28 protein-coding genes are annotated in these 25,422 nt (G+C 61.8%); 15 read left to right on the top strand and 13 right to left on the bottom strand.

The features are described 5' to 3' along the window. Positions 1 to 157 precede the first annotated feature (157 nt). Positions 158 to 1,309 carry a ribonucleotide-diphosphate reductase subunit beta gene (locus V3C40_RS07965; protein WP_034746600.1) on the top strand — a complete coding sequence of 384 codons (1,152 nt, stop codon included), beginning with the start codon at positions 158 to 160 and terminating at the stop codon, positions 1,307 to 1,309. Between the two features lie 148 nt (positions 1,310 to 1,457). Here the strand turns inward: V3C40_RS07965 and V3C40_RS07960 are convergent, their stop codons facing one another. Next, positions 1,458 to 1,787, bottom strand: a complete 330-nt coding sequence (locus V3C40_RS07960; protein ID WP_331777101.1) for a nuclear transport factor 2 family protein — start codon at positions 1,785 to 1,787, stop codon at positions 1,458 to 1,460. 122 nt (positions 1,788 to 1,909) lie between these two features. Between V3C40_RS07960 and V3C40_RS07955 the strand changes: the two genes are divergently transcribed. Then, entirely contained in the window at positions 1,910 to 2,830 is a 921-nt protein-coding gene (locus V3C40_RS07955; RefSeq protein ID WP_331777100.1) for a LysR family transcriptional regulator, read from the top strand. Between the two features lie 762 nt (positions 2,831 to 3,592). Here the strand turns inward: V3C40_RS07955 and V3C40_RS07950 are convergent. Together V3C40_RS07950 and V3C40_RS07945 are read right to left on the bottom strand one after the other, a co-directional pair. Further along, positions 3,593 to 4,327 carry a hypothetical protein gene (locus tag V3C40_RS07950; protein ID WP_331777099.1) on the bottom strand — a complete coding sequence of 245 codons (735 nt, stop codon included), beginning with the start codon at positions 4,325 to 4,327 and terminating at the stop codon, positions 3,593 to 3,595. Between the two features lie 32 nt (positions 4,328 to 4,359). Continuing rightward, positions 4,360 to 4,716, bottom strand: a complete 357-nt coding sequence (locus V3C40_RS07945; protein WP_331777098.1) for a hypothetical protein — start codon at positions 4,714 to 4,716, stop codon at positions 4,360 to 4,362. 253 nt (positions 4,717 to 4,969) lie between these two features. On the opposite strand from V3C40_RS07945, the gene V3C40_RS07940 reads away from it, so the two are divergent. Next, the gene (locus tag V3C40_RS07940) at positions 4,970 to 5,503 is read left to right on the top strand and encodes a YggT family protein (protein ID WP_034746613.1); all 534 of its coding nucleotides are present in this window, start codon (positions 4,970 to 4,972) and stop codon (positions 5,501 to 5,503) included. 107 nt (positions 5,504 to 5,610) lie between these two features. Here the strand turns inward: V3C40_RS07940 and V3C40_RS07935 are convergent, their stop codons facing one another. The 8 genes from V3C40_RS07935 to V3C40_RS07900 form a co-directional block, all read right to left on the bottom strand. Beyond that, positions 5,611 to 6,549 (bottom strand): carbohydrate kinase family protein, encoded by a 939-nt coding sequence (locus V3C40_RS07935; RefSeq protein WP_331777097.1) that lies wholly within the window; start codon positions 6,547 to 6,549, stop codon positions 5,611 to 5,613. An 11-nt stretch (positions 6,550 to 6,560) separates the two neighbouring features. Further along, the gene (locus tag V3C40_RS07930; RefSeq protein WP_331777096.1) at positions 6,561 to 7,802 is read right to left on the bottom strand and encodes a DUF3426 domain-containing protein; all 1,242 of its coding nucleotides are present in this window, start codon (positions 7,800 to 7,802) and stop codon (positions 6,561 to 6,563) included. An 8-nt stretch (positions 7,803 to 7,810) separates the two neighbouring features. After that, the gene (prmA, locus tag V3C40_RS07925; protein WP_058048306.1) at positions 7,811 to 8,755 is read right to left on the bottom strand and encodes a 50S ribosomal protein L11 methyltransferase; all 945 of its coding nucleotides are present in this window, start codon (positions 8,753 to 8,755) and stop codon (positions 7,811 to 7,813) included. Continuing rightward, positions 8,752 to 10,167: an acetyl-CoA carboxylase biotin carboxylase subunit gene (gene accC / locus V3C40_RS07920; protein ID WP_034746622.1), complete on the bottom strand. Its 1,416-nt coding sequence runs from the start codon at positions 10,165 to 10,167 to the stop codon at positions 8,752 to 8,754. The genes prmA and accC overlap by 4 nt, the downstream gene beginning before the upstream one ends. A gap of 101 nt (positions 10,168 to 10,268) precedes the next feature. Then, positions 10,269 to 10,733 (bottom strand): acetyl-CoA carboxylase biotin carboxyl carrier protein, encoded by a 465-nt coding sequence (accB, locus tag V3C40_RS07915; RefSeq protein ID WP_034746625.1) that lies wholly within the window; start codon positions 10,731 to 10,733, stop codon positions 10,269 to 10,271. A gap of 91 nt (positions 10,734 to 10,824) precedes the next feature. After that, on the bottom strand, positions 10,825 to 11,262 hold the full coding sequence (gene aroQ / locus V3C40_RS07910; RefSeq protein ID WP_034746628.1) for a type II 3-dehydroquinate dehydratase: 438 nt from the start codon (positions 11,260 to 11,262) through the stop codon (positions 10,825 to 10,827). Between the two features lie 82 nt (positions 11,263 to 11,344). Beyond that, complete coding sequence (locus tag V3C40_RS07905; protein WP_034746631.1) at positions 11,345 to 11,899, bottom strand: TlpA family protein disulfide reductase; 555 nt, start codon at positions 11,897 to 11,899, stop codon at positions 11,345 to 11,347. Positions 11,900 to 11,918: 19 nt separating this feature from the next. After that, the gene (locus tag V3C40_RS07900; protein WP_072455056.1) at positions 11,919 to 12,557 is read right to left on the bottom strand and encodes a hypothetical protein; all 639 of its coding nucleotides are present in this window, start codon (positions 12,555 to 12,557) and stop codon (positions 11,919 to 11,921) included. Between the two features lie 115 nt (positions 12,558 to 12,672). Between V3C40_RS07900 and mpl the strand changes: the two genes are divergently transcribed. From mpl to V3C40_RS07855, 9 genes are all read left to right on the top strand, one after another. After that, entirely contained in the window at positions 12,673 to 14,049 is a 1,377-nt protein-coding gene (gene mpl, locus V3C40_RS07895) for a UDP-N-acetylmuramate:L-alanyl-gamma-D-glutamyl-meso-diaminopimelate ligase (protein WP_331777095.1), read from the top strand. Then, complete coding sequence (locus tag V3C40_RS07890; protein ID WP_331777094.1) at positions 14,046 to 14,630, top strand: YqiA/YcfP family alpha/beta fold hydrolase; 585 nt, start codon at positions 14,046 to 14,048, stop codon at positions 14,628 to 14,630. Before mpl ends, V3C40_RS07890 begins: the two co-directional genes overlap by 4 nt. Next, positions 14,627 to 15,241, top strand: a complete 615-nt coding sequence (locus V3C40_RS07885) for a chorismate--pyruvate lyase family protein (RefSeq protein WP_331777093.1) — start codon at positions 14,627 to 14,629, stop codon at positions 15,239 to 15,241. The genes V3C40_RS07890 and V3C40_RS07885 overlap by 4 nt, the downstream gene beginning before the upstream one ends. Positions 15,242 to 15,243: 2 nt before the next feature. Beyond that, positions 15,244 to 17,331, top strand: coding sequence for a ribonuclease catalytic domain-containing protein (locus tag V3C40_RS07880; protein WP_331777092.1), 2,088 nt, complete (start codon positions 15,244 to 15,246; stop codon positions 17,329 to 17,331). A gap of 137 nt (positions 17,332 to 17,468) precedes the next feature. Continuing rightward, positions 17,469 to 18,326 (top strand): energy transducer TonB family protein, encoded by an 858-nt coding sequence (locus V3C40_RS07875; RefSeq protein ID WP_331777338.1) that lies wholly within the window; start codon positions 17,469 to 17,471, stop codon positions 18,324 to 18,326. An 11-nt stretch (positions 18,327 to 18,337) separates the two neighbouring features. Next, entirely contained in the window at positions 18,338 to 19,165 is an 828-nt protein-coding gene (gene aroE, locus V3C40_RS07870; RefSeq protein WP_331777091.1) for a shikimate dehydrogenase, read from the top strand. After that, positions 19,162 to 19,887 (top strand): monofunctional biosynthetic peptidoglycan transglycosylase, encoded by a 726-nt coding sequence (gene mtgA, locus V3C40_RS07865; protein ID WP_331777090.1) that lies wholly within the window; start codon positions 19,162 to 19,164, stop codon positions 19,885 to 19,887. The genes aroE and mtgA overlap by 4 nt, the downstream gene beginning before the upstream one ends. A 222-nt stretch (positions 19,888 to 20,109) precedes the next feature. Next, on the top strand, positions 20,110 to 21,075 hold the full coding sequence (corA, locus tag V3C40_RS07860; protein ID WP_034746658.1) for a magnesium/cobalt transporter CorA: 966 nt from the start codon (positions 20,110 to 20,112) through the stop codon (positions 21,073 to 21,075). Between the two features lie 273 nt (positions 21,076 to 21,348). Continuing rightward, positions 21,349 to 22,065 carry an HAD family hydrolase gene (locus V3C40_RS07855; RefSeq protein ID WP_331777089.1) on the top strand — a complete coding sequence of 239 codons (717 nt, stop codon included), beginning with the start codon at positions 21,349 to 21,351 and terminating at the stop codon, positions 22,063 to 22,065. A gap of 6 nt (positions 22,066 to 22,071) precedes the next feature. Here V3C40_RS07855 and hemL read toward each other — a convergent pair whose 3' ends face one another. Both hemL and thiD read right to left on the bottom strand, forming a co-directional pair. After that, on the bottom strand, positions 22,072 to 23,361 hold the full coding sequence (gene hemL, locus V3C40_RS07850) for a glutamate-1-semialdehyde 2,1-aminomutase (RefSeq protein WP_331777088.1): 1,290 nt from the start codon (positions 23,359 to 23,361) through the stop codon (positions 22,072 to 22,074). Between the two features lie 45 nt (positions 23,362 to 23,406). Further along, positions 23,407 to 24,264 (bottom strand): bifunctional hydroxymethylpyrimidine kinase/phosphomethylpyrimidine kinase, encoded by an 858-nt coding sequence (gene thiD, locus V3C40_RS07845; protein WP_034746671.1) that lies wholly within the window; start codon positions 24,262 to 24,264, stop codon positions 23,407 to 23,409. 96 nt (positions 24,265 to 24,360) lie between these two features. On the opposite strand from thiD, the gene V3C40_RS07840 reads away from it, so the two are divergent. The 3 genes from V3C40_RS07840 (at position 24,361) to V3C40_RS07830 (ending at position 25,420) form a co-directional block, all read left to right on the top strand. Next, entirely contained in the window at positions 24,361 to 24,513 is a 153-nt protein-coding gene (locus V3C40_RS07840; RefSeq protein WP_010401308.1) for a rubredoxin, read from the top strand. A gap of 84 nt (positions 24,514 to 24,597) precedes the next feature. Beyond that, complete coding sequence (locus tag V3C40_RS07835; RefSeq protein ID WP_070301208.1) at positions 24,598 to 25,020, top strand: response regulator; 423 nt, start codon at positions 24,598 to 24,600, stop codon at positions 25,018 to 25,020. A 34-nt stretch (positions 25,021 to 25,054) separates the two neighbouring features. Beyond that, positions 25,055 to 25,420 (top strand): response regulator transcription factor, encoded by a 366-nt coding sequence (locus V3C40_RS07830; protein ID WP_034746677.1) that lies wholly within the window; start codon positions 25,055 to 25,057, stop codon positions 25,418 to 25,420. The last annotated feature ends 2 nt before the right edge of the window (positions 25,421 to 25,422 follow it).

The raw sequence follows: 25,422 nt of genomic DNA, 5'->3' as shown, positions 1-25,422 counted from the left end.
CGACCCGATATCGGGCTTGCTCGCGACGGTTTTTAAAAAATTTAAAGTTGTCAGCCCAGAGCGTCTGGGCTGATTCAATGTTGTCAATATCCGCATTGTCCGATTCAACGGGCCTGTTGCGGATCGCCGGCTCGCCGGCATGGAAAGGAAGAAGAATATGTCGTTGTCCTGGGATGATGAAACCACGTCGGCAGCTGTGCCGCGTCCGGCGCAGCAAGCGCCATTGGGAAATACCGAATTGAACCTGCCGGCAGGTGCCGAGCCGTCCGAAGCGAACGCCGAGCAAGTGGCGCGCCGCGTGAATGCCGACGACAAGCGCATCATCAATGGCAAGACGGACGTCAACCAGCTGGTGCCGTTCAAGTACAAATGGGCATGGGACAAATACCTGGCCGGCTGCGCCAACCACTGGATGCCGCAGGAAGTGAACATGCAGCGCGATATCGAGCTGTGGAAGAATCCGAACGGCCTGACGGACGACGAGCGCCGCCTGGTCAAGCGCAACCTGGGCTTCTTCGTGACGGCCGACTCGCTGGCCGCCAACAACATCGTGCTGGGCACCTACCGCCACATCACGGCGCCCGAGTGCCGCCAGTACCTGCTGCGCCAGGCGTTCGAGGAAGCGATCCACACGCACGCCTACCAGTACATCGTCGAATCGCTGGGCCTGGACGAAGGCGAGATCTTCAACGCCTACAATGAAGTCAAGTCGATCCGCGACAAGGATGAATTCCTGATCCCGTTCATCAACACCCTGACCGACCCTGCGTTCGTCACCGGTACGGTGGAAAACGACCAGAAGCTGCTCAAATCCCTGATCGTGTTTGCCTGCCTGATGGAAGGCCTGTTCTTCTACGTCGGCTTCACGCAGATCCTGGCGCTGGGCCGCCAGAACAAGATGATGGGCGCGGCCGAGCAGTACCAGTACATCCTGCGCGACGAATCGATGCACTGCAACTTCGGCATCGACTTGATCAACACGATCAAGATGGAAAACCCGCAGCTGTGGACGGCCGAATTCCGCGAAGAGATTAAAGTGTTGTTCATGCAGGCCGTGGAACTGGAATACGCGTACGCGGAAGACACCATGCCGCGCGGCGTGCTGGGTCTGAACGCGCCGATGTTCAAGGGCTATTTGCGCTTCATCGCCAACCGCCGCGCGCAGCAGATCGGCATCGAGCCGCTGTTCGCCCAGGAAGAAAATCCATTCCCGTGGATGAGCGAAATGATCGACATGAAGAAGGAACGTAACTTCTTCGAGACGCGGGTGACGGAATACCAGACCGGCGGCGCGCTGAACTGGGAATAAGCCAGCCGATAGCGTCACAAGTCATGTATGTAACAAAGGCCTCGCAAATGCGGGGCCTTTTGCTATCTGGCGAGCTTATTGCATCGGGCTCACACGGTCGGGATGGTGCGGCCCGTGATCAGCACGCGCTTGTCCTTGAAATCGGTATTCATGCGCCGATCTCCAGGGTCTGGATGCGATTGCTGGCGAGCGTGAAGGCAAAGCGCAGCGCCAGCGGGCTGCCGGGGAAACTGCCGCTGACGCTGCCGGTGACCACGCAGCGCGCGCCCTGGGTGTCGGCCGCGATGGGGCTGACGGTGGCGCCGTACTGCTGGCTGCCAGCTTCTTTCCAGGCCTGGATGGCGGCATGGCCCGCGTGGGTCCGGCCTTCGTCGTGAACGACGCCATCGGCGGCGAAGCATTGCGCCACGGCCTTGCTATCGTGATGGTTGTCGGCGCTAAAGTAATCGCCGATGATGGCCGGCATGAGGAGAGACATGGTGCTTCCTTTCGGTGGAGAGGCAGGGAACGACCATCATATGGCCTTCAATTGCAGAGAAAAAGTAGAGTAGGGTTGATAGGCTTTACACTTCAGGTTCATTATTGGCGGCGTGATCGCGCATGAAAAATAACTCTCTCGATGGCATCCGTACCTTTCTTGCGGTCGCCGAGCGTAAAAGTTTCAGCGCCGCGGCACTGCAGCTTGGCGTGACGGTGACGGCCGTCAGCAAGGCGGTCAAGGTGATGGAGCGCCAGCATGGCGTGCCGCTCTTCAAGCGCAATACGCGCAATGTCGCCTTCACCGAAGCCGGCGCGGGCCTGTACGCCAGCCTGGCCGGCGCCACCCGGCAGATCGATGACGCCTTCGCCGCGCTGACCATGTTTCGCGACCGGCCCGCCGGCCATTTGCGGCTGACGGTGCCGCGCGCGCTGGGCGCGCTGGTGATGCGCGCATTGATACCGCGTTTTCGCGGCAGCTATCCTGACGTGACCATCGACCTGTCGCTCGACGATGGCGCCGTTGATCTGCTGGCGCACGGTTACGATGCGGGTATCCGCCTGGGACAGTCGGTGGAGCAGGAGATGGTGGCCGTACGCCTGACGGGGGACTTGCGCTGGTCCGTGGTTGGCGCGCCCGGCTACTTCGAGCGGAAAGGGCGGCCGCTGATTCCGGAAGACCTGATGCGCCACGACACGCTGGCCTACCGCTTCCACACTTCCGGTGCCTTGCACCGCTGGCGCTTCATGCGCGATGGCGAGGAGTTTCTGGTGGAAACCGGCGCGCCCCTGGTCGTCAATGACACCACGCTGATCGCCGATTTCGCGCGCTCGGGTCTGGGCCTGGCGTATATGCCCGACGTGGAAATCGAAGCTGACCTGGCCAGCGGCAGCTTGCTGCGGGTGCTGGAAAACTACGTGCCGCCGACGAGCGGATTGTTCCTGTATTTTCCCGCCCGTACCCAAAGCCAGCCCAAACTGCGCGCCTTCATCGATACGGCGCTGGCGCTTTCCCGGCCTGCGTCTTCCGGCGACACGCGCTAGCCTCGCCTGCTTTTTCCAGCCTGCCGCCATCATCCTGGAGACCGGCTGCGGCATCGCCTGCCGCGTTTTTTTCGCACTGCTTTTTCATGGCGCGCAGTGGCGCGGCGGCGCAGAAAAGTGCGGCCATTTTTTTGCCGCATCGCGCACGCCGCGACGCATTTTTTTGATGGCGCCAATGCGCGCGGGGCGGGGTGTAAATATCGTTTCCGCACACGCTGGCGGCGGCATTTGCCGCGCGATTGTGCGATAGCACGCGTATCGTGCAAAAAAGCGGACGAAAACGTGTCGTGCCGGTTGCGCATTGACAAGGTTTTCGTGTACTTTATGAGATTGCAAATGCGAGCGTTAGAATGCGGGGTTTTTTAACCAGCGCGGTAGCGAAAAAACCTCGCAAAACAGGGATACAGATTTACACGGATATGCACAAAACCACACCGTTTTCGTCTGCCGCCGTGCCCGAATTTTTTCAGGCATGGCGGTTTTTTATTTGACGTATCGGTGTTGTGGCGAGCGCGATGCGAGGAGCGAAAAAACGCACGGCATCGAAAACGAATGACCGAATTCAGACTTTGCCACCAGCTGCGAGATAAAGCAGGGTGGCACCGACGATGGCTGAAGTGCTGCAAACGTGAGGAGTTGCAGCAGTTCAGCTGGTGCCGAATTCATTAGCGCAAACGACCGTTTGCGCCGATGAATAATTCGCCTGGCCTATCCCTGTGGTGGGTCGGACGGGTTTAAATCTTGTAGCTTAAATTTCTCATCTCAGATGAAGGAGAGACAAATGGCAACAGCCGCTAAGAAATCAGAAGTAAAGAAACCAGCCGCCAAGGCTGCTCCTGCCGCGAAGAAGCCGGCAGCCGCAGCGAAGACGGTTGCCGCTAAACCAGCTGCCAAAGCCGCAGCGAAACCAGCAGCAAAACCAGCCGCCAAAGCCGCAGCCAAGCCTGCAGCAAAAGTGGCTGCCAAGCCAGTAGCGAAAGCCGCAGCGAAACCAGCGGCCAAGGCAGCAGCGAAACCTGCAGCCAAGCCGGCAGCCAAGCCAGCAGCGAAAGCCGCAGCGAAACCGGCCGCCAAGGCAGCAGCCAAGCCTGTCGCGAAAAAAGCCGCAGCCAAACCGGCCGCCAAGCCAGCGGCAAAAGCCGCAGCAAAACCAGCCGCCAAAGCAGCAGCCAAGCCAGCAGTGAAAAAAGCCGCAGCGAAACCTGCCGCCAAGGCAGCAGTCAAGCCAGCAGCTAAAAAAGCCGCAGCAAAACCGGCAGCCAAGCCGGCCGCCAAAGCAGCAGCGAAGCCAGCAGCAAAAGCTGCAGCCAAGCCAGCAGTGAAAAAAGCCGCAGCGAAACCTGCAGCCAAGGCAGCAGCGAAACCGGCCGCCAAAGCGGCAGCCAAGCCAGCAGCGAAAAAAGTCGTCGCCAAGGCAGCAGCGAAGCCAGCAGCCAAAGCGGCAGCCAAGCCAGCAGCAAAAGCTGCGGCGAAGCCAGCGGCCAAAGCGGCAGCCAAGCCAGCAGCCAAGGTAGCAGCCAAGCCAGCAACTAAGGCGGCAGCCAAGCCAGCGGCCAAGGTAGCAGCGAAGCCGGCAGCAAAAGCAGCAGCGAAGCCAGCGGCCAAGGCAGCAGCGAAGCCAGCAGCCAAGGTAGCAGCGAAGCCAGCAGCCAAAGCGGCAGCCAAGCCAGCAGCGAAACCTGCTGCCAAGGTCGCAGCAAAACCGGCAGCCAAGCCAGCAGCAAAAGCTGCAGCGAAGCCAGCCGCCAAGGTCGCAGCAAAGCCAGCCGCCAAGGTCGCAGCGAAGCCGGCAGCGAAAGCAGCAGCGAAACCTGCCGCCAAGCCAGCCGCAGCGCCAGTCGTGGCAGCCGCACCAGCCGCAGCGCCGGCAGCAGCTCCAGCGGCACCAGCCGCCGTGGCCGCCAAGCCAGCCGCCAAGAAGGCCGCGCCTAAAAAGGCCGCACCGAAGAAGGCAGCTCCTGTCGCCAAGCCATCGGCACCTATCGCACCTGTAGCAAAAACCGTGTTGGCACCGGCTGCAGCCTGGCCATTCCCAACCAGCACCCGCCCATCGTAATTTCCACGATACGGGTGCCTGGATGAGGCAACACGCCGCTGTGTGACTCAATCACACAGCGGTTTTTTTTTGGAGAATTAGTCGTGCTGATCGTTATCCTTACATTGATCGTTGATACCATCGCTACCTTGCTGGGCGGCGTGTTGCTGCTGCGCTTCTGGATGCAGGCGGTGCGCGTGCGGCCGCCCTCGTCGGTGGCGCAATTCACGTTTCAATTGTCCGACTGGCTGGTGCGCCCCCTGCGCCGCGTGGTGCCGGGCGTGGGCGGGTATGACTGGGCCAGCCTGATCGGCGCCTTCCTGATCGTGCTGCTGGCCAGCTCGGTGCTGTTTATTTCCGGCTATCCCGTCGAAGTGGTGCTGCTCAAGTCGCTGCAACGCTTCCTGCAATGGATACTCTACGGTTTCATGGCCTTGCTGATCATCGAAGCCATCTTCAGCTGGGTCAATCCGCATGCGCCGCTGGCGCCGTTCGTGCGGGCCCTGAACGAGCCGCTGCTGCGTCCGATCCGCAAGGTCGTGCCGTTGATCGGCAGCCTGGATCTGTCGTTGCTGGTCGCGCTGATCCTGCTGCAGATCGCGCAAGTGCTGGTGGGGATGATTATCGTGGTGCGATGATGGTGGCGTAGGTCGGGTTAGCGTAGCGTAACCCGGCATCAGCACTTGCCATGCCAATGATGTTGTCGGATGACGCGCGGCCGCGCCGCGCACATCCGACCTGCATATTAATAGCGGTAACCGAACGCCGCTTCGAACTGGTCGGCGATGCTCTCAGACGTAAACACATGGTTTTGCGCGCCCTGGGTGGCGATCTTGATGGCGCCCAGCAGGCTGGCCAGACGGCCGCTGGTTTCCCAGCCCAGGTCGTTGGTGATGCCGAACAGCAAGCCGGCACGGTAGGCGTCGCCGCAGCCGGTCGGGTCCAGCACTTCCTTGGCGGTCACGACAGGAATGTCGATGCGCTTGCCGTCCGTATAGATTTCCGATCCTTTTTCGCCACGCGTGACGATCAGCGCTTCCAGGCGGCTGGCGATGTCCTGCAGGGTCAAGCCCGTGCGTTCCATCAACATTTCCATCTCATAATCGTTGGCCGACACATACGTGGCTTTGTTGATGAAGTCGATCAACTGTTCGCCATTGAAACGTGGCAACTGCTGGCCCGGGTCGAACATGAAGGGGATGCCCAGCTCGGCCAGGTCGGCGGCGTGCTTGAGCATGCCCTGGTCGCCGTCCGGCGAAATGATGGCGACCTTGGCCGGGCCTGCGTTGGCGATCGGGTTTTCATGCGCAAACGACATGGCGCCCGGGTGGAAGGCGTTGATCTGGTTATTGTCCGCGTCGGCCGTGACGAAGCACTGCGCGTTGTAGCTGTCGGCCTTGATCAGGATGTTGGCGGTGGAAATGCCCAGCTTTTGCAGGCGCTCCAGGTAGGCGGCGCTGTCTTGCCCCATGACGCCGACGATGCGCGGGTCGCCGCCCAGCATTTTCAGGCTGTAGGCGATATTGCCCGAGCAGCCGCCGAACTCCGTGCGCATGGTTGGCACGAGGAAGGACACGTTCACCTTGTGCAACTGGTCGGCCAGCAGGGATTCGCCGAAGCGGCCGGGGAATTGCATGATGGTGTCGGTGGCAAGCGAGCCGCAGATCAGCGATGTTTTGGTCATGATAGTGTCTGTTAAGGGTAAAAGATGGCGATATGGTAGCCAGACGCCGTGAGCTGGTCTAATGCAAAATACAGTTTGATGGTTTGTTCCGAGCGCGGCGCAAACCCCTTGCTCACGTCGATATTGGCTGGCAGGTAGTCGCGCGGCGCGATCACGCGGCGCAAGACGGGCTTGTCGTTGGCGTCGTTGAGGATCAGTTCGATGCTGGGCCAGGCTTGCATGCTGCGGCTCTGGTTGCGCAGCAGCGAGACGTAGGAAAAGGTTTGGTCCTTGATGGTTTGCAATTCGCCTTGCTCGATGGCCAGCGCCTCGATCTGCGCAGGCAAGTCGACCTGGCAGCCGCTGAGCTTGCACAGCGCGACCAGGGTCGGCTTCCACTGCGGGAATTGCGCCGCCAGCGGGTTGCGGAAGGTGGTCATTACTTGCAGGAATAATAGCAGCAGCAGTACTGCCGAGCCGGCGGCCATGGCCATGCGCAAGGCCTTGCCGCTCTGTTCGCGGCGCCGTCCCAAGGTCACAAAGGCCGGCTCGTCGTCGGCTGGCGGCAGGACAGGTTCTTCCTGCTCTTCGGCTGGTTCCGGCGCGACGTGGGCGGCGGGCAGCGCTTCGAACGAGTGGTCGGCCAGCGTCGGTTCACGGCGCGCGGGCGCGGGCTTGTCCAGGCTGACTTTTTCGGCTGGGACTATTGGGGCTGCCGCTGCTTCCAGGTTCGGTTCGCGGCGGCTGTCGCGCAAATACGTGGCGAAGGCGGGCACGTCATCGACCTGGCGGCGCTTGAAAGGCGCCATCGGCTGGGGCAGGGGCTGTTCGGGCAGTTCCGCCGGTGTTTCTTCAGGTTCAGGTATATCGAGCGGTATGTCGAGTGGTGTGGCGGCCGGTACCTCTTCGGGCAGGGCCACGTCGAGGTCCAGCTCGATGTGCTCGCCATCGTCTTCATCGTCCTTGAGCTGCGCCGTTTCCGGCAAGATGCCGAACGGGTCGAACGAAGTGTCGAAGTCGAGGGAATAGATGGGTTCGTCGTCCGTGGCGGACGGCAGGCTGTTGTCGGCAGGGTAACTGTCTGGCAGCGGGGCGGCAGTGCCGGGGGCCGATGTTAAAAACGGCGATGCCGCAGCTGGATCGACCAGCGCGGCATTGCCGTCAAACACTTCTCTGCACGTGCCACAGCGTACGATGCCCCCACGTAACTTCAATTGGTCAGCAGCGACCCGAAATATCGTGTTGCAATGGGGGCATTTGGTGGCGAGGGCCATTGCTGTGCTTATGCACCTTCCGCGCGGGGCGCAGGCGCTTGCGTGCTGCCCAGGCGGCCATGCAGCGCCACCCAGCCGTCTTGCTCGGCCCACACACCGAGCTCGATGAACGGTGCGTACGCAGCGGCCACTTCTTCGGCCTGGCGTGCCAGCACGCCGGACAGGATCAGCGCGCCGCCATCGGCGACACGGCCCGACAGCATCGGCGCCATCAGCTTCAATGGGCTCGACAGGATGTTGGCGACGACGATGTCAAACTTGGCCGTGGCGTGTGCCGACGTGGCAAACGTGTCTGGCAAGAAATATTCGATGTCGCACTGGTTGCGTTCGGCATTGTCGCGCGCCGATTCGATCGCCTGCGGGTCGATGTCGACGCCGGCCACCGTTTGTGCGCCCAGTTTCTTGGCCACCATGGCCAGGATGCCGGAACCGCAACCGTAGTCGAGCACGGTCTTGCCTGGAGCGGGGTTCGCTTCCAGCCATTCCATGCATAGACGCGTGGTCGGATGGCTGCCCGTGCCGAAGGCCAGGCCAGGGTCCAGTTCCAGGATCAGACCGTCAGGATCCGGTGCCTCGTGCCAGCTGGGCACGACCCAGATATTCTTGCCGATGTGAATCGGTGCGAATTGCGATTGGGTCAGGCGCACCCAGTCCTGCTCTTCCACGGGGCGCATGGTAAAGGCGGGCACTTCCGTCATGCCGACAGCCTGGGCTGCGGCGGCCACGATGGCGGCCTGGTCGGCATCGACGTCGGTCAGCGCCACCACGCGGCTGCGTTCCCACGCCGCTTCCTTCGGTTCCATGCCGGGCTCGCCAAACAGGGGCTGCTCGGCATCCGTGCCTTCATCGGCGTCTTCCACCGACACCGACAGGGCGCCCGCTTCCATCAACGCGTCGGACATGGCCTCGGCGTTGTCACGGGCGATTTCGATGACGATTTCCGTCCAGCTCATGCGCCCGCCTTGATTTCGGACTTCTTGGCGATGCTGGGGCTGCCTCCATTCAGGTTCTTGCCCAGATCCGGCATGTCGGCCAGTTTCTGTTCCAGATAGTGAATGTTGGTGCCGCCTTCGATGAAGCGCGCGTCGATCATCAGTTCGCGGTGCAGGGCGATGTTCGTGTTGATGCCTTCGACCACCATTTCGGACAGGGCGATCTGCATGCGGCGGATCGCTTGTTCGCGCGTGGCGCCGTAAGCGATCACTTTGCCGATCATCGAGTCGTAGTGCGGCGGCACGTAGTAGCCGGCGTAGGCGTGCGAATCGACGCGGATGCCAGGGCCACCCGGTGCATGCCACGACACGATCTTGCCTGGCGATGGCGTGAACTTGAATGGATCTTCGGCGTTGATGCGGCACTCGATGGCGTGGCCAGACAGCAAGACGTCGCGCTGGCGGAAACGCAGTTTTTCGCCGGCGGCGATGCGGATCTGCTCTTGCACGATGTCGATGCCGGTGATCATCTCGGTGACCGGATGTTCCACCTGCACGCGGGTATTCATTTCAATGAAATAGAACTCGCCGTTTTCGTACAGGAACTCAAACGTGCCGGCTCCGCGGTAGCCGATCTTGCGGCAAGCTTCGGCGCAACGGTCGCCAATTTTCTCGATCAGCTTGCGCGGGATGCCCGGCGCTGGTGCTTCTTCGATCACTTTCTGGTGGCGGCGCTGCATGGAGCAGTCGCGCTCGCCCAGCCAGACGGCGTTCTTGTGTTCGTCGGCGAGGATCTGGATTTCCACGTGGCGCGGATTTTCCAGGTACTTCTCCATATACACTTCAGGGTTGCCGAAAGCCGTGCCGGCTTCCGTCTTGGTCATCGCCACGGCGTTGATCAGGGCCGCTTCCGTGTGCACGACGCGCATGCCGCGTCCGCCACCGCCACCGGCGGCCTTGATGATGACTGGGTAGCCGATTTTGCGGGCAATTTGCACGATCGCTTTCGGATCGTCGGGCAACGCGCCTTCCGAGCCCGGTACGCACGGTACGCCAGCCTTGATCATGGTTTGCTTGGCCGATACTTTATCGCCCATCAAACGGATCGATTCGGAGCGGGGGCCGATGAAGACGAAGCCCGATTTCTCGACGCGTTCGGCGAAGTCGGCATTTTCCGACAGGAAGCCATAGCCTGGGTGAATCGCTTGCGCATCCGTCACTTCAGCGGCGCTGATGATGGCGGGCATGTTCAGGTAGCTCAGGGACGACTGTGCCGGGCCGATACAAACGGATTCGTCGGCCAGCTTGACGTATTTCGCGTCCTTGTCGGCTTCGGAGTGGACTACAACCGTTTTAATGCCCATTTCGCGGCAGGCGCGCTGAATACGGAGGGCAATTTCACCACGGTTGGCAATCAGGATTTTTTCAAACATGGTAGGTTCGCGTATGTCTGTGAGAGCCGGCGAGCCGGCGAAACAACAAGTGTGAGGGGCTAAAACTGCAAACGGCCGTTGCCGGCCGTGTGGACTGGGTTTTAGCCGATCACAAACAAGGGTTGACCGAATTCGACCGGTTGGCCGTTTTCGACCAGGATCTGGGTCACGACACCGGCTTTGTCGGAGTCGATTTCATTCAGGAGCTTCATCGCTTCGATGATGCACAGGGTATCACCTTCCTTGACGGTAGCGCCCACTTCAACATAGGCGGCGCTGCCAGGAGCGGACGAGCGGTAGAAGGTACCGACCATCGGCGACTTGACCACATAGCCCGTTGGCTCGGCGGCGACCACGACGGCGGCTGCCGCAGCGGGAGCGGCGGCTGGCGCGGCTGGCTGGTATTGGGCTTGCATGCCTTGCGGCTGCATCATGACCATCTGGTTTTGCGGCATGGCCGACGATTTGACGATGCGAACCTTGCTTTCGCCTTCGGTAACTTCCAGCTCTGCGATATCCGATTCGGCGACCAGGTCGATCAAGGTCTTGAGTTTTCGTAGATCCATGTAAAACCCCTAGGAATGTAGTTTGTTTTTTGAGTGATGCGGTGATGTCCAAGAACCTATCGCCGCGCTAAATGCGTGCAGATCGCGTAGATTAACGTTTTTTAAGCGCAAAGTCGATGGCAAACCGATATCCATCGATACCCAGCCCGCAGATCGTCCCCTGCGCGATCGCGCTGAGAAATGAGTGATGTCGAAACGTCTCGCGTTGATAAATATTCGAGATATGGACTTCCACGAACGGGATGGCGACCCCGGCCAGCGCATCGCGCAAGGCAACGCTGGTATGGGTCAGGCCGCCCGGATTGATGACGATGGCATCGATCCCTTCCGCTCGCGCGGCATGGATGCGGTCGATCAGCGCGCCTTCGTGGTTGCTTTGAAAGCAGACCAGGTCGGCGCCGGCCGCCATGGCTTGCGCCATTGCTGCCTGTTCGATATCGGCCAAGGTGCTGGCGCCGTAGACCTCAGGCTCGCGCGTTCCCAGCAAATTCAGGTTGGGACCGTTGAGCAGAAGGAGGTTTTTTGCCATGTATGGAAGACCGTTTTAGCGAAAGTTCCGCATTTTGCCGCCAAAGATACGCATTGGCAAGAGAAAAAAGCACGCTCCGAATTTACAATTTATCCAGATCGGCGCGCAATTGATCAAATTTCAAGCGGCCAAGATAGGTCTTTTTGACTTCGCCATCGGCGCCGATCAGCACCGTAAAGGGCAAACCGCCCGTGGCATTGCCAAAATGGCGCGACAGGTCGGTACCGCTCATGCCGGAGACATACACGGGATAGGCGATCTTGAACTTGCTGGCAAAGGTGGCAATATTGCTGGCCGAATCGATGCCGATGCCGATCACCTGCAGGTTTTTCGCCGCATAGTGGCCTTGCACTTCGGATAACTCCGGCATTTCTTCCACGCAAGGCGGGCACCACGGCGCCCAGAAATTGACCAGCACATTCTTGCCTTTCCATTGCGACAACGCTTGCGTGGCGCCGGCCGCGTCCGGCAGGGACAGCGCATACAGCTCGGTGACGGGGCCCGTCGCGCCCGGCGCGATGGTGGTCGTCAGCGGCCCTGCTGCTTTGGCTTTTTCCTTGCTCAAACCGACGTAAGCGCCCATGCCGCCAAACATCAGCGCCACGATGGCGCACGCGATCCAATTCTTTTTTGTCATAACTTTATCTATATCAATGTTAGTCGGCAGCCGGCATACCATCGGCGAGGCTGGCGGCCAGCAGGCTGCGCAGCCCGGCGATGTCGGTGCGCAGCACCTTGCCATCCGCCTTGGCTTTCAGCGCGCCGCGCATATCGTCGAGCTCATACATGGCCGCGTGCACGCCTTCGTTTTTCCACAAGAAACTGGCGGTCTCGACCGCATCATAACGCGCCCCCTTGAAATGCGGGCTTTCCGACATGTCGAGCACGACATTTTTATTCAGCAGGAAGATGTGGATTTCCTTGGCGCTCTCGGCAAACAGCTGCAAATAGATCTCGTCGTGCGGGCCGGCCGTGCCATTGAGCACGGGACCGCTGAGCAGGGGATGAAATTGTTGCAACGCTTCCATCACCTGCAGCGCGATCGTGCGCAGCTGGAACAGCCGCGCCGGCTGGCTGTCGGCCAGGAACAGGGCATTGTATTGCCGCACCTGCTCCTCGATCATGTCGTTGTCAGGCAGGATGTTGGGCCGGTTCGGCGCGTCGCCCAGGACTTGCCGCGCCGCCTTGCGCTTGGCGCTGCCATAGTCGGCCCCGTCCTGCGCCACGAGGCGCGCGGCAGCGGCGGCGATTTCCAGGCGCAACTGCGCGCTATCGTCAAATGCATCGTTCGTCATGAGCGAGATGATACTCCGAAGCGGAAAAAGTCATGGCGTCAGGTAAAATCCTGCACTTGCTGTTTTTTATCTCACCGTCTTACTTACTTAAGCGTGCGCCTTTCGCACTGATCACATGCATATTCATATTCTCGGCATTTGCGGTACCTTCATGGGCGGCCTGGCTGTCCTGGCCAAGGAAGCCGGCCATAAAGTTACCGGTTGCGATGCCAACGTGTATCCGCCGATGAGCACCCAGCTGGAATCGCAGGGAATCGAACTGATCCAGGGTTTCGATCCGGAACAGACCAAGCTGAACCCGGATTTGTATGTGATTGGCAATGTGGTCTCGCGCGGCAACCCGCTGGTGGAAGAGATCCTCAACCGCAGCCTGCCGTATGTGTCCGGCCCGCAATGGATCGGCGAACATATCTTGCGCAACAAGTGGGTACTGGCCGTGGCCGGCACGCATGGCAAGACGACCACGTCGGCCATGCTGGCCTGGATACTTGAAGATGCGGGCTACGCGCCAGGCTTCCTGATCGGCGGCGTGCCGATGAACTTTGGCATTTCCGCCCGCCTCAGCGGCACAATCGACGGCAAGAGCGCCGAATCGGACTTCTTCGTCATCGAAGCGGACGAATACGACACGGCCTTCTTCGACAAGCGCAGCAAGTTCGTGCATTACCACGCGAAGACGGCCATCATGAATAACCTGGAATATGATCACGCCGACATCTTCCCCGATCTGCACGCGATCGAGACGCAATTCCACCACCTGGTGCGCACCGTGCCCGGCATTGGCCGTCTCGTGTTCAACGGCAATGAAGCATCGCTGCAGCGCGTGCTGGCGCGCGGTTGCTGGAGCGAAAAGGAAAGTTTTGGTCAAGATGCCAACTGGCAACTGCAAGAACAGGCCGATGGCAGCTTCGACGTGTTCTTCAATGGCAAGCAGGAAGGCCATGTGGCGTGGGCGCTCACGGGCAAGCACAACCGCAGCAATGCGCTGGCGGCCATCGCCGCCGCGCGCCACGTGGGCGTGCCCATTGCCCAGGCGTGCGCCTCGCTGGCCACGTTCGAGAGCGTCAAGCGCCGCATGGAAGTGCGCGGCGTCGTCAACGACATCACCGTGTACGACGATTTCGCGCACCACCCGACGGCCATTGCCACCACCGTGGGCGGCCTGCGCCAGAAGATAGGCAACAGCGCCCGCATCCTGGCCGTGCTGGAACCGCGCTCGAATACGATGAAGCTGGGCGCCATGAAAGATGCGCTGCCGGGCAGCCTCAAGGATGCGGACCTCGTCTTCGGTTTCGGCAGCCAGCAAGCGCTGGGTTGGAGCCTGGGCGACGCGCTGGCGCCGCTGGGCAAGATTGCCAGCGCCTACGAAGACATCGATACCCTGGTGGCGGCCGTGGCGGCCAGCGCGCGTCCCGGCGACCAGATCGTGGTCATGAGCAATGGCGGCTTTGGCGGCGTGCACCAGAAATTGCTGGAGGCCCTGGGCCGATGATTCTGTACCTGCATGGATTCCGCTCGTCGCCCCTGTCGATGAAGTCGCGCCTGCTGGCCGCGCAGATGCAGGCGCTGGGCCGCGAAGGACAGTGGCTGTGCCCGCAATTGCCGGCTTCGCCGAAACTGGCGATTGAGCTCGCCCTGTCGCTGGTCAAGGACGTGGCGGCGGCTGACCTGACGATAATCGGCTCCTCGCTGGGTGGCTATTACGCCACCTGGCTGGCCGAGCAGCTCGGTTGCCGCGCCGTATTGCTCAATCCTGCCATCGTTCCCCTGATCGACTTGGAACAGCATGTGGGCGTGACGACGGAATTCCATTCGGACAAGCCGTTCGAGTTCAAGCGCGAGTACATCGACGAGCTGCGCACGTTTGCCGTAGAGAAAATTACTGAGTCGCAACGCTATTTCCTGATTGCCGCCACCGGCGATGAAGTGCTCGACTACCGCGACATGGTGGCGCATTATCAGGGGGCGCGGCAGTTGGTCATCGACGGCAGCGACCATGGCATCAGCGAATTTGCCGATTATGTGGCGCCCGTGCTGGCCTTTTGCGGCATCGATGCGGACGCTGCCCAGTGAGGCCGGGTTCGCTGCGGCAGGCGCAATGGCATGCGCACGTAAATGCCGTCAATGCGCCGCCGGCCTTGCGCCACTGGCTCACGGGCGGCGGTTCGCTGACGGCCAAGCTGAAAGTGCATAGCCAGGCATTTCGCGTGCAATGTTTGCATCAGGAAACGGCACGTTGCTTGAGCGACGAGGCTGCCATCATTGGTTTGCACCGCGCGGGCCGCGTGTGGGAACGTGAAGTGCTGTTGCGTTGTGATGACAGACCGGCCGTGTTTGGCCATACCGTCGTGCCCATGCAGGCGACGGCCACGGACTGGCCCTTGTTTTCCGCGCTGGGCGAGCGTTCGCTGGGCACGACCCTGTTTGGCGACCGCATGGTGCGCCGCGGTGAACTGGAATTTGCCCGCTTGCGCGCCGGCCACCCGCTAGTGCAGCGGGCGCAGGCGGCGCTGGCGCGGGAAGGGCGGCGCGCCGATGGGCAGGCGCTGTTTTTTGCCCGCCGCTGCCTGTATCAGCGTCACCAGGGATTGCTGCTGGTAACGGAAGTATTTTTGCCGGCGGTGCTGGAGTTGACGCCCGTCACTCGCACCGTTGCAACCGACACATTAATAAACAAAGCATAACAATGAATCTATTTTTTGAAGAATCCGGCGATTTCAAGGTCGGCACGGTCCTGTCGCAAGCGGGTGAAGCGTACCAGGTCGAAATGGCCAGCGGCAAGCGCACCAAGGTCAAGGTCAAGGACGTGCTGCTGCAGTATGAAAAGCCGGCCCCGGCCGAGCTGCTGGAACAGGCCAAGGCGGTTGCCGCCGAGATCGACCTCGATTTCCTGTGGGAAGTGGCGGGCGAAGACGAGTTCGGCTTTGCCGAGCTGGGCGCCGAGTATTTCGGCCACGCACCGTTGCCGCCGGAAGCGGCCGGCCTGATCCTGGCCCTGCATTCGGCGCCCGTGTATTTCTACAAGAAGGGCCGTGGCCGCTACAAGGCGGCGCCGGAAGCGTCCTTGAAGGCGGCTCTGGCCGGTATCGAAAAGAAAAAGCAGCAGGCGCTGGTGCAGGCAGGCTATGTGGAAGAGCTGAAACAGAACCGCTTGCCCGCCTCGATGCAGCCCATGGTGCTGCAACTGCTGTTCAAGCCGGACAAGAACACGATTGAATACAAGGCGCTGGAAGCGGCGTGTACGGAGTTGCACACGACGCCGCCGCGCTTGATGCTGGCCGTCGGTGGTATTGCTTCGCCGAAAGACTTGCACCTGTCGAAGTTCCTGTTTGAAAATTTCCCGAAAGGCGCCGGTTTCCCGAACGTGCCCGTGCCGTCCGTGACGGCCAAGTTGCCGCTGGCCGACGTGGCCGCCTTCTCGATCGACGACGTGACCACGACCGAGATCGACGATGCCTTCTCCGTGCAACCCTTGCCCGATGGCACCGTGAAAGTGGGTATCCACATCGCCGCGCCGGGCCTGGGCATCCGTCCGGAAGACGTGATCGACAAGATGGCGCGCCAGCGCATGTCGACCGTCTACATGCCGGGCGACAAGATCACCATGCTGCCGGACGAAATCGTCAACGCGTTTACGCTGGCGGAAGGCACGACGTGCCCGGCCCTGTCGCTGTACGCGACCCTGGACCCGAAAGCGGACTGGGCCGTAGTCAACACGCAGACGCGCGCCGAGCTGGTGCCGATTGCCAGCAACTTGCGCCATAACCAGCTCGACGACCTGGTCAACGAGGAAACCCTGGCCAGCGGCGAAGGCGAGTACCCGCACAAGGCCGATTTTGCCGTGCTGTGGCAATGGGCGCAGCAGCTGGAACAGGGCCGCATGAAGAAACGCGAAGCGTTTGGCCTGAAGCCGGAACAGAATAACCGTGTCGATTTCAACTTCTATGTGGAAAACGACATCGTCACCGTGGCGCGCCGCAAGCGTGGCGCACCGCTCGACAAGATCGTCGCCGAGCTGATGATTTTTGCCAACAGTACCTGGGGCAAGATGCTGCACGACCATGGCGTGCCCGGCATCTACCGCAGCCAGGGCGGCGGCAGCGGCAATAGCTGGGCGGCAAAGATGCAGGTGCGCATGGTTACCCATGCGGCGCCGCACCAGGGCCTGGGCGTCGATCAATACGCGTGGAGCACTTCGCCCCTGCGCCGCTATACCGATCTGGTGAACCAGTGGCAAATCATTGCCTGCGCCGAGCATGGCGTGACGGCGCCGCTGGTGGCGCCGTTCAAGCCGCGCGACGCGAACTTGTTCGCCATCGTTTCAGCGTTTGACGCCGCGTATGCCGCGTATGGCGATTTCCAGTCGAACATGGAACGTTACTGGTGCTTGCGCTGGCTGCACCAGGAAAATGCGCGCCAGGTCGACGCCGTCGTGCTGAAAGACGAAATCCTGCGCCTGGTCGACATTCCGCTGGTCATCAAGCTGCCGGGCATGCCGTCGGTGGCGCGCGGCGCCCAGGTGAAACTGGACTTGCTGCGCTGGGATGAAGTCGACCTGAGCATCGAAGCGCGCCTGCTGGAAATTGCCGCCGTGCCCGATGCGGCGGCCGATGCCGAGCTCGACTACGAAGAAGAGGCGGGCGACGATGCTGCCGACGAGGGCGACGTGGCGGCCGAGCCATCGCCGGACGCGGCGAACCAGGTCAGCGACGCCGATGCGGAAGTGGCGGAACTGGCCAGCGAAGACGTGGTCAGCGAGCCCGAGGTCAAGTAAGGCGTTCCTCACGTCATCCAGGCGGTGCTGAAAACTGTTGCCGGCACCGCCTTTGACGTAGAATTCAGCCATCTTGTATGGTGTGCTTGTTGCGAACTGGGTTGCGCGTGAAGTCTTTCCGAGAGAATCGTTTCCTGATGATAGCCGTGGCGGTATCGCTGCTGGCGCACGGCGCCTTGCTGGCGATGCATTTTGTCGCCCCTGCCCCGCAGCGGGCCGTGGCCACCGATCCCGGCCTGGAAGTGATCCTGGTCAACGCCAAGCATGCGAACAAGCCGCTGAAGGCCGACGCTCTGGCGCAAGCCAACCTCGACGGTGGCGGACAAGCCGACAAGGGCCGCGCCAAGTCGCCCTTGCCCGACATGCGCAAGGTGGAAGAGGGCGACAGCGTCAAGGCCAGCGCCCGGCGCATCGCCGAACTGGAACAAAAACAGCAGGAACTGCTGACGCAGGCGGCCAGGCCGACGCCTTACAGCGCCGCGCCCGTCACGGAAAAGGACGAGCCCAATCCCCTGGCCACCGGCTCGGACTTGATGGAAAGCAGCAAGGCCATTGCCCGCATGGCGGCCGAGATCAGCCAGACCGTGGAAGACCAGAACAAGCGTCCGCGCAAGACCTTCATTACACCCAGTACGCAAGAGGTCGGCTATGCCATGTATTACAAGACCTTGCAAAAGCGTATCGAGGAAATCGGCACTCTGAATTTCCCGCAACAGAATGGCCGCAAGATGTATGGCGAACTGGTCGTCTACATCCCCATCTTCCAGGACGGCACGATTTACCAGAAGGAAGGCGGCGCCCGCGTGGAAAAAAGTTCGGGCAATCCGGCTCTCGATGCGGCGGCCCTGGCCATCGTGCGCCGCGCGGCGCCGTTTGGCCGTTTCCCACCGAACATGTTGTCGAGTGACAAGGATGACCTGTGGGTGGTGATTACCCGCTTCAAATTTACGCGCGAAGAAAAAATGGAAGCTAACCTGACTGGCGGCAGCAATTGAACAAGCAAGCAATGAATCCCGATCAATATTGTGTCTTCGGCAATCCCATCGCCCACAGCAAGTCCCCCCTGATCCACGCCGCGTTTGCCCTGCAGACGGGCGAGCCCATCGTCTATGACCGCCGGCTGGCGCCGCTCGACGGCTTTGCGCTGGCGGCCCGTACGTTTGCTGCCGAGGGCGGCAAGGGCGCGAACGTGACGGTGCCCTTCAAGCTGGACGCGTGCGCGCTGGCCACCGAGCTGACGCCGCGCGCACAGGCGGCCGGCGCCGTCAACACTTTGCGTTTCGATGGTGACACCATTCTTGGCGACAATACCGATGGCGCGGGCCTGGTGGCCGACATCGTGCGCAACGCGGGCGTGGCCATCGCCGGCAAGCGCGTCCTGCTGCTGGGCGCGGGCGGTGCCGCGCGCGGCGTCGTGCTGCCCTTGCTGGAACAGGGACCGCAGGAAATCTTCATTGCCAACCGCACCGTGGCCACGGCCGAGGCGCTGGTGGCGCAGTTTGCCGATGCGCTGGCGCACCCCGGCCAGTTGCGCGCCGGCGGCTTCGCGCAGCCCGATGACGTCTTCGATATCGTCATCAACGCCACCTCGGCCAGCCTGGCGGGCGACTTGCCGCCCGTGCCGCCCGGTATCTTCGGTAGCCATACCCTGGCGCTGGACATGATGTATGGCGCCCAGCCCACCGTCTTCATGGACTTTGCCGTACAGCATGGCGCGCAGGTGCGCGACGGCCTGGGCATGCTGGTGGAGCAGGCGGCTGAAGCGTTTTACGTGTGGCGCGGCGTGCGGCCGCAGACGCAGGACTTGCTGGCGCAGCTGCGCAGTGCCCTGTGAGCGCCGGCAAGAAGGGCGCCCGCAAAAGCGGTGGCCGCTACGGCTGGATCAAGTGGCTGTTCATCGTGCCCGTGCTGGCCTTTATCGTCGTGCAACTGTATTTCTTCCTGCAAATCTGGTGGTGGGTCGACCATAACCCGTCCAGCACGGCCTTCATGCGCGAACAGCTGTCGGTCTTGCAGGAGAAGAACCCGAACGCCACGATCAAGCACACGTGGGTGCCGTACAACCGCATCTCGAACAACCTGAAGCGGGCCATCATCGCCTCGGAAGACGCGAATTTCTCCGAGCACGAAGGCGTGGATTGGGAAGCCTTGCAAAAGGCATATGAAAAGAATAGCAAGAAGCAGAAGGTCGTGGCGGGCGGCTCCACCATCACGCAGCAGCTGGCGAAGAATCTGTTCCTGTCCGGTTCGCGCAGCTATGTGCGCAAGGGCCAGGAACTGATCATCACGTATATGCTGGAAAACCTGATGGAAAAAGAGCGCATTTTCGAGATTTATCTGAACGTGGTGGAGTTTGGCACGGGCACCTTTGGCGCCGAAGCGGCCGCGCGCCACTATTACCGGGTCAGCGCGGTGGGCCTGAGTGCGGGACAGGCGGCGAAACTGGCCGTGATGCTGCCGAATCCCCGCTTTTACGACCGTCACCGCGATACGGGCTACCTAAACCGGCGCACGGGCGTGATCCTGCGCCGCATGGGGGCGGCGGAATTGCCCTGAGGGCAGCGGGCTTTCTTTTCATAAAGTTAAAGCTGCCTGATTGGCACTATTGCGGCGCAGCATCTTAATCGGCCCCGCTTGGTGCAACGCCGCACTTTTTCCGTGAAAAAGCGGTGCCGGGGGTGGTCGTGAAAAGGCCTTTGCGGGTACACTTGCGCTGTTTTCATTTTTGGCGCCAGCGCCAGCACATCACGATAACCCCACATCCGGCTGAGAGCGCGCATGATCAATGTCTTTGTATTACAGAATGGCCGGCTCAACCAGGTGCCGATCGACAGCCGCGCAGACCTCGAAAATGCCGAACCGGTGTGGGTCGACCTGACCGACCCTACCGATGATGAACGGGCCTGGGTCAAGGCCATCTACAACGTCACCCTGCCGGGCGAAGACGAAGTCAAGGATATCGAAGCGTCGGCCCGCTATTACGAAGCGGAAAACGGCGACTTGCACCTGCGCACGGATTTCCTGCGCGAAGAGGACGACGGCCCGTCGCGCGTCATCACCGTGGCTTTCATCCTTGCCCGCAAGATTTTGTTTTCCATGCATACGGACGACCTGCCCGTGTTCCGCCTGGTGCGCATGCGCGCCCGTTCGCGGCCAGGCTCGATTGCCGACTACATGGACGTGCTGCTCGACCTGTATGCCACCGATGCCGAATATTCGGCCGACGTGCTCGAAGGCATCTACCAGAACCTGGAAGAAGTCAGCACGCGCGTGCTGCAAAAGGAATTTACCGATGCGCACGCGGCCGAAGCGCTGAATGCGATTGCCCACGAGGAAGATTTGAATGGCCGTATCCGCCGCAACATGATGGATACGCGCCGCGCCGTGAGCTTTCTGATGCGCGGCCGCTTGCTCAATTCCGAGCAGTTCGAGGAAGCGCGGCAGATTTTGCGCGACATCGAATCGCTGGACGGTCACACCTCTTTCCTGTTCGACAAGATCAACTTCCTGATGGATGCCACCGTCGGTTTCATCAACATCAACCAGAACAAGATCATCAAGATCTTCTCGGTGGCCAGCGTGGCCTTCCTGCCGCCGACCCTGATCGCCAGCGTCTACGGCATGAACTTCAAGCTGATGCCGGAACTGGAATGGTCATTCGGCTATCCATGGGCCTGGGGCCTCATGATCACCAGCGCCATCGCACCGTTCCTGTACTTCCGCCACCGCGGCTGGCTGAAATAAGCCGTATCGCAGTATCGCCGGGGTGCTCCGCGCCCCGGTTTCAGGACGAGCGCAGCAATTTCAAAAATCGGCGATAATCACTGGTATTGCGTGGTATTGAATTGGTATTGTGTATTTGCCGATTGATGCCTGCCGCCTGCTGTGCAGAAAAGTATCGTCATTCGGACATTTTCTGCGTGGTAGCGTCCGCCTGTTCCACCTATGATCGTTACGATGCCGGCCTTGGCCGGCTGGCCGCCGCATTTCCCGTCACTATTGATTTCTGGAGAGTCCATGCCTGATACCGCCACCACCCCACCGCGCTTTACCCATCTGATCAGCGACTGCGATGGCGTGCTGATCGACAGTGAAGCCGTGGCCCTGCAAGCGCTGCTGGAGTTGCTGGGGCCGCGCCTGCCGAACCTGCCCGACGGCGTCACCCTGCAAGGCTTGATCGAGCCGCGCCTGGGCCAGCGCCTGGTGCCGCTGATGCAGGATATCTACAAGGAACTGGGTTTGCCGCAATTGCCGGCCGACGAGATCATGGCCATCGGCAATGCCGTCGATGCGGCTTGCGATGCGCAATTGCGCGCCGTGCCCGGCGTGGCGCAGGCGCTGGCAGCCATTCCGCTGCCCAAGGCTGTGGCCTCGAACAGCGTCAGCGCGCGCGTGCTGTCGGCGCTCGAGCGCACTGGCATGGCGCCGCTGTTCGACAAGCGCGTGTTCACGCCGGACCTGGTCGGCCACGCCAAGCCACATCCGGGCGTCTACCTGGCGGCGGCAGCCGCCTTTGGCGTGCCGCCAAGTCAGTGCCTGGTGCTGGAAGACAGCGTCACGGGCGTGACGGCCGCCGTGGCGGCGGGCATGACGGTATTGGGATTCATCGGCGGCGGGCATATCGCGCCCGGCCAGGAAGCGCGTCTGAAGGCGGCCGGCGCGCATGTCGTGTTCAGCGACATGGCCAGTTTGCCGGCGCTGGTGGCCGCGGTGATGGACACCGCGACTGTCTGACTGCGTTTAGGCTAACTTAGCAAACACCTTGCGCGCGGCGGCGATGGTGGCGTCGATGACGGCATCGTCGTGCTGCGCCGAGACGAAACCCGCTTCGAAGGCGGCGGGCGCGAAGTACACGCCTTCGTCGAGCATGGCGTGGAAGAAGGCGTTGAACTTGCCGCGGTCGCCGGCCATCATTTCCGCATAGCTGGTCGGTGGCGTTTCGCTGAAATAAATGCCGAACATGCCGCCGATGTAGTCGGCGCAGAAGACCACGCCCGCTTCTTTGGCGGCGGCGGTCAGGGCTTCGGCCAGGCGCTTGGCCGTGGCGCCCAGCTGCTCGTAGAAGCCCGGCTGCTGGATCAGTTTCAAGGTGGCCATGCCGGCCGCCACGGCGACCGGGTTGCCCGACAAGGTACCGGCCTGGTAGACGGCGCCCAGCGGCGCCATGTTGTGCATCAGCGCCGCACTGCCGCCGAAGGCCGCCACCGGCATGCCGCCGCCGATCACCTTGCCCAGCGCCGTCAGGTCCGGCTTGATGCCGTACAGCGCCTGCGCGCCGCCCAGAGCCACGCGCAAGCCGCACATGACTTCATCGAAAATGAGCAGGGCGCCGTGCTGCGTGCACAGTTCGCGCATCGCCTGCAGGAATTCCGGCGTCGCTTTCACCAGGTTCATATTGCCGGCCACCGGTTCGACGATGACGCAGGCGATGTCCGCGCCGAAGCTGTCGAAGGCGTCTTTCAGCTGCTCGACGTTGTTATAGTCGAGCACCAGCGTGTGCTTGACGAAGTCTTCCGGCACGCCGGCCGACGTCGGGTTGCCGAAGGTGAGCAGGCCGCTGCCCGCTTTCACCAGCAGCGAATCGGCGTGGCCGTGGTAGCAGCCTTCGAACTTGACGATCTTGTCGCGTCCCGTGGCGCCGCGCGCCAGGCGCAGGGCGCTCATGGTCGCTTCCGTGCCCGACGACACCAGGCGCACCTGCTCGATCGACGGTACCAAACGCGTGATTTCCTCGGCCATCAGCACTTCGCCTTCCGTCGGCGCGCCGAACGACAGGCCCAGCGCGGCCGCATCCTGCACCGCTTTCACTACTTCCGGATGGGCGTGGCCAACGATGGCCGGGCCCCAGGAGCCGATGTAGTCGATATAGCGCTTGCCGTCCGCGTCCCAGAAGTACGGGCCTTCGGCGCGCGTGATGAAGCGCGGCGTGCCGCCCACGGAGCGGAAGGCGCGCACGGGCGAATTGACGCCGCCTGGCGTGGTTTTTTGTGCGCGGGCAAACAGGATGTCGTTCTGTGAAGTCGTCGTCATGATAATCGTGCCTTGAAAGTGGATCGTTGTCTGTGTCGTCTGGTCTTATTGTGCGCCGCGCTGGCGCTGCTGCCGGAACAGCCGGTTCGGCACCAGCTTGCCCATGCCGTGGCGCTGCGCGTGGGCCAGCGCACCGGCCGTGAATTCCTGCGCCGCCACGACCACCTGCGGCACATCGTCTTCGTTTTCCGCCAGGGCCAGCAGGGCGGTGGCCGCCGCCGACAGGGTGCTGCCGGCGCCGTTGAAGATGCCGGGCAGATGCTGCCATTCGTCGTGGCGCACCACGCCGTCTTCGCCGAACAGGGTATTGGCGCGCAACTTTCCTTCGGCCGTGCCGGACTTGCTGGCGTCGGCCGGCATGCCGGTGACGAGCACGTATTCGCAGCCCAGGGCCACCAGGTAGTCGACGTCGTTTTGCAGGGTGTCGTCCGGATCGGCGTCGCGCCAGGTCTCGGCCAGGCGTTCCAGTTCCACCGGCGAGAGCACCAGCAGTGTCGTTTGCGGGATCAGGAGCTGGCGCACGGCCGTGAGGATGTCTTCGTCGTCCATGCCCTGTTCCGGCAGCGCCGAAATGAATGGATCGAGGATCAGTGGCACGTCCGGATAGTCGGAGACGATTTCGGCGATGGCCGTGACGTTTTCCACGCTGCCCAGCGCGCCGATCTTGATGGCGGCCACGGACATGTCTTCCAGCAGCACGCGCGCCTGGTCGGAAACCCAGTCCGGGTCGACCGCCTGCACGTCTTCCACGCGGGCCGTATCGCTGATCAAGAGGCCCGTGGTGACGGACAGGCCGTGGCAGCCGAAGGCTGAAAAGGTGGCCAGGTCGGCCTGGATACCGATCGCGCCGACCGGATCGGACACGCCGAAGCTTAATATGAGGGGAGAAGTTTGGTTTTGCACGGCGGGTAGATTAAGATACCTAATTCAGCATTTTACTTGATTGAAGGGTGGCAGAACGTGAGTAGCAACGAAACAACGCAGCAATTCCAAACGTGGATGTGTCTTATTTGCGGCTGGGTTTATGATGAAGCGGCCGGCTTGCCCGACGAAGACATCGCTCCCGGCACGCGTTGGGCCGATGTTCCGATGAACTGGACCTGCCCTGAATGCGGCGCGCGCAAGGACGATTTCGAGATGGTCGCGCTGTAATCAATCAGGCCCACGGGATGCCGCTGCCGCACACAGGTATCGCGGCTGCCTGTGCTATGGTATGAAAAATTGTCGAATAATCACATGACGCGTCCTTTTTTGCCCGAGACGCCATCCGATGCCGTGTGCGTGAGCGTCACGATACTCGTCATCGACGACAGCGCGACGATACGCAGCGCGGCCGCGAAGATACTCGGCGAGGCCGGCTATCGCGTGGTGGTGGCGGAAAATGGCTTCGAGGCCCTGGCCAAGATCGCCGACTGCCAGCCGGCGCTGATCGTGTGCGACATCGTGATGCCGCGCCTGGACGGCTACCGCACCTGCGCGCTGATCAAGGCCAGCGCCGCGTATCACGCCACGCCGGTGCTGATGCTGTCGTCGAAGGAAGGTTTGTTCGACCGCGCGCGCGGCGCCATGGCAGGCGCCAGCGCCTGCCTGGTCAAGCCGCTGGCGCGCGAGGCGCTGCTGGAGGCCGTGCGGCTGCACCTGGCCGGGCATTTTGAGTAGTGATTTATTGATTGACAACGCAGCAAGGAAGCAGATGGCCATACACACAATTCTGATCGTCGATGACTCGCCGACAGAACGCTACTACCTGAGCGAGATGCTGGTGCGTGCCGGTTATGCCGTCCTCACGGCGCAGGACGGTGCCGACGCGTTGGCGCAGCTGAAGCAGGCCAGGCCCGACCTGATCCTGATGGACGTGGTGATGCCCGGTGCGAATGGCTTCCAGATCACGCGCGCCATCGCCCGCGATCCGGAACTGCAGGACGTGCCGGTGATTATCTGCTCGAGCAAGAGCCAGGAAACGGATCGCATCTGGGGCTTGCGCCAGGGCGCGCGCGATTACCTGGTCAAGCCGGTGGTGGAAGCCGAGCTGCTGGCCAAGATCGCCGCGCTTTCCTGAGC

It is taken from the genome of Janthinobacterium sp. LS2A, assembly GCF_036543145.1.
Lineage (GTDB): Bacteria > Pseudomonadota > Gammaproteobacteria > Burkholderiales > Burkholderiaceae_D > Janthinobacterium > Janthinobacterium aestuarii.
Note: the sequence above shows the minus strand (reverse complement) of the source record. Positions and strands in the feature narration are given on the sequence as shown.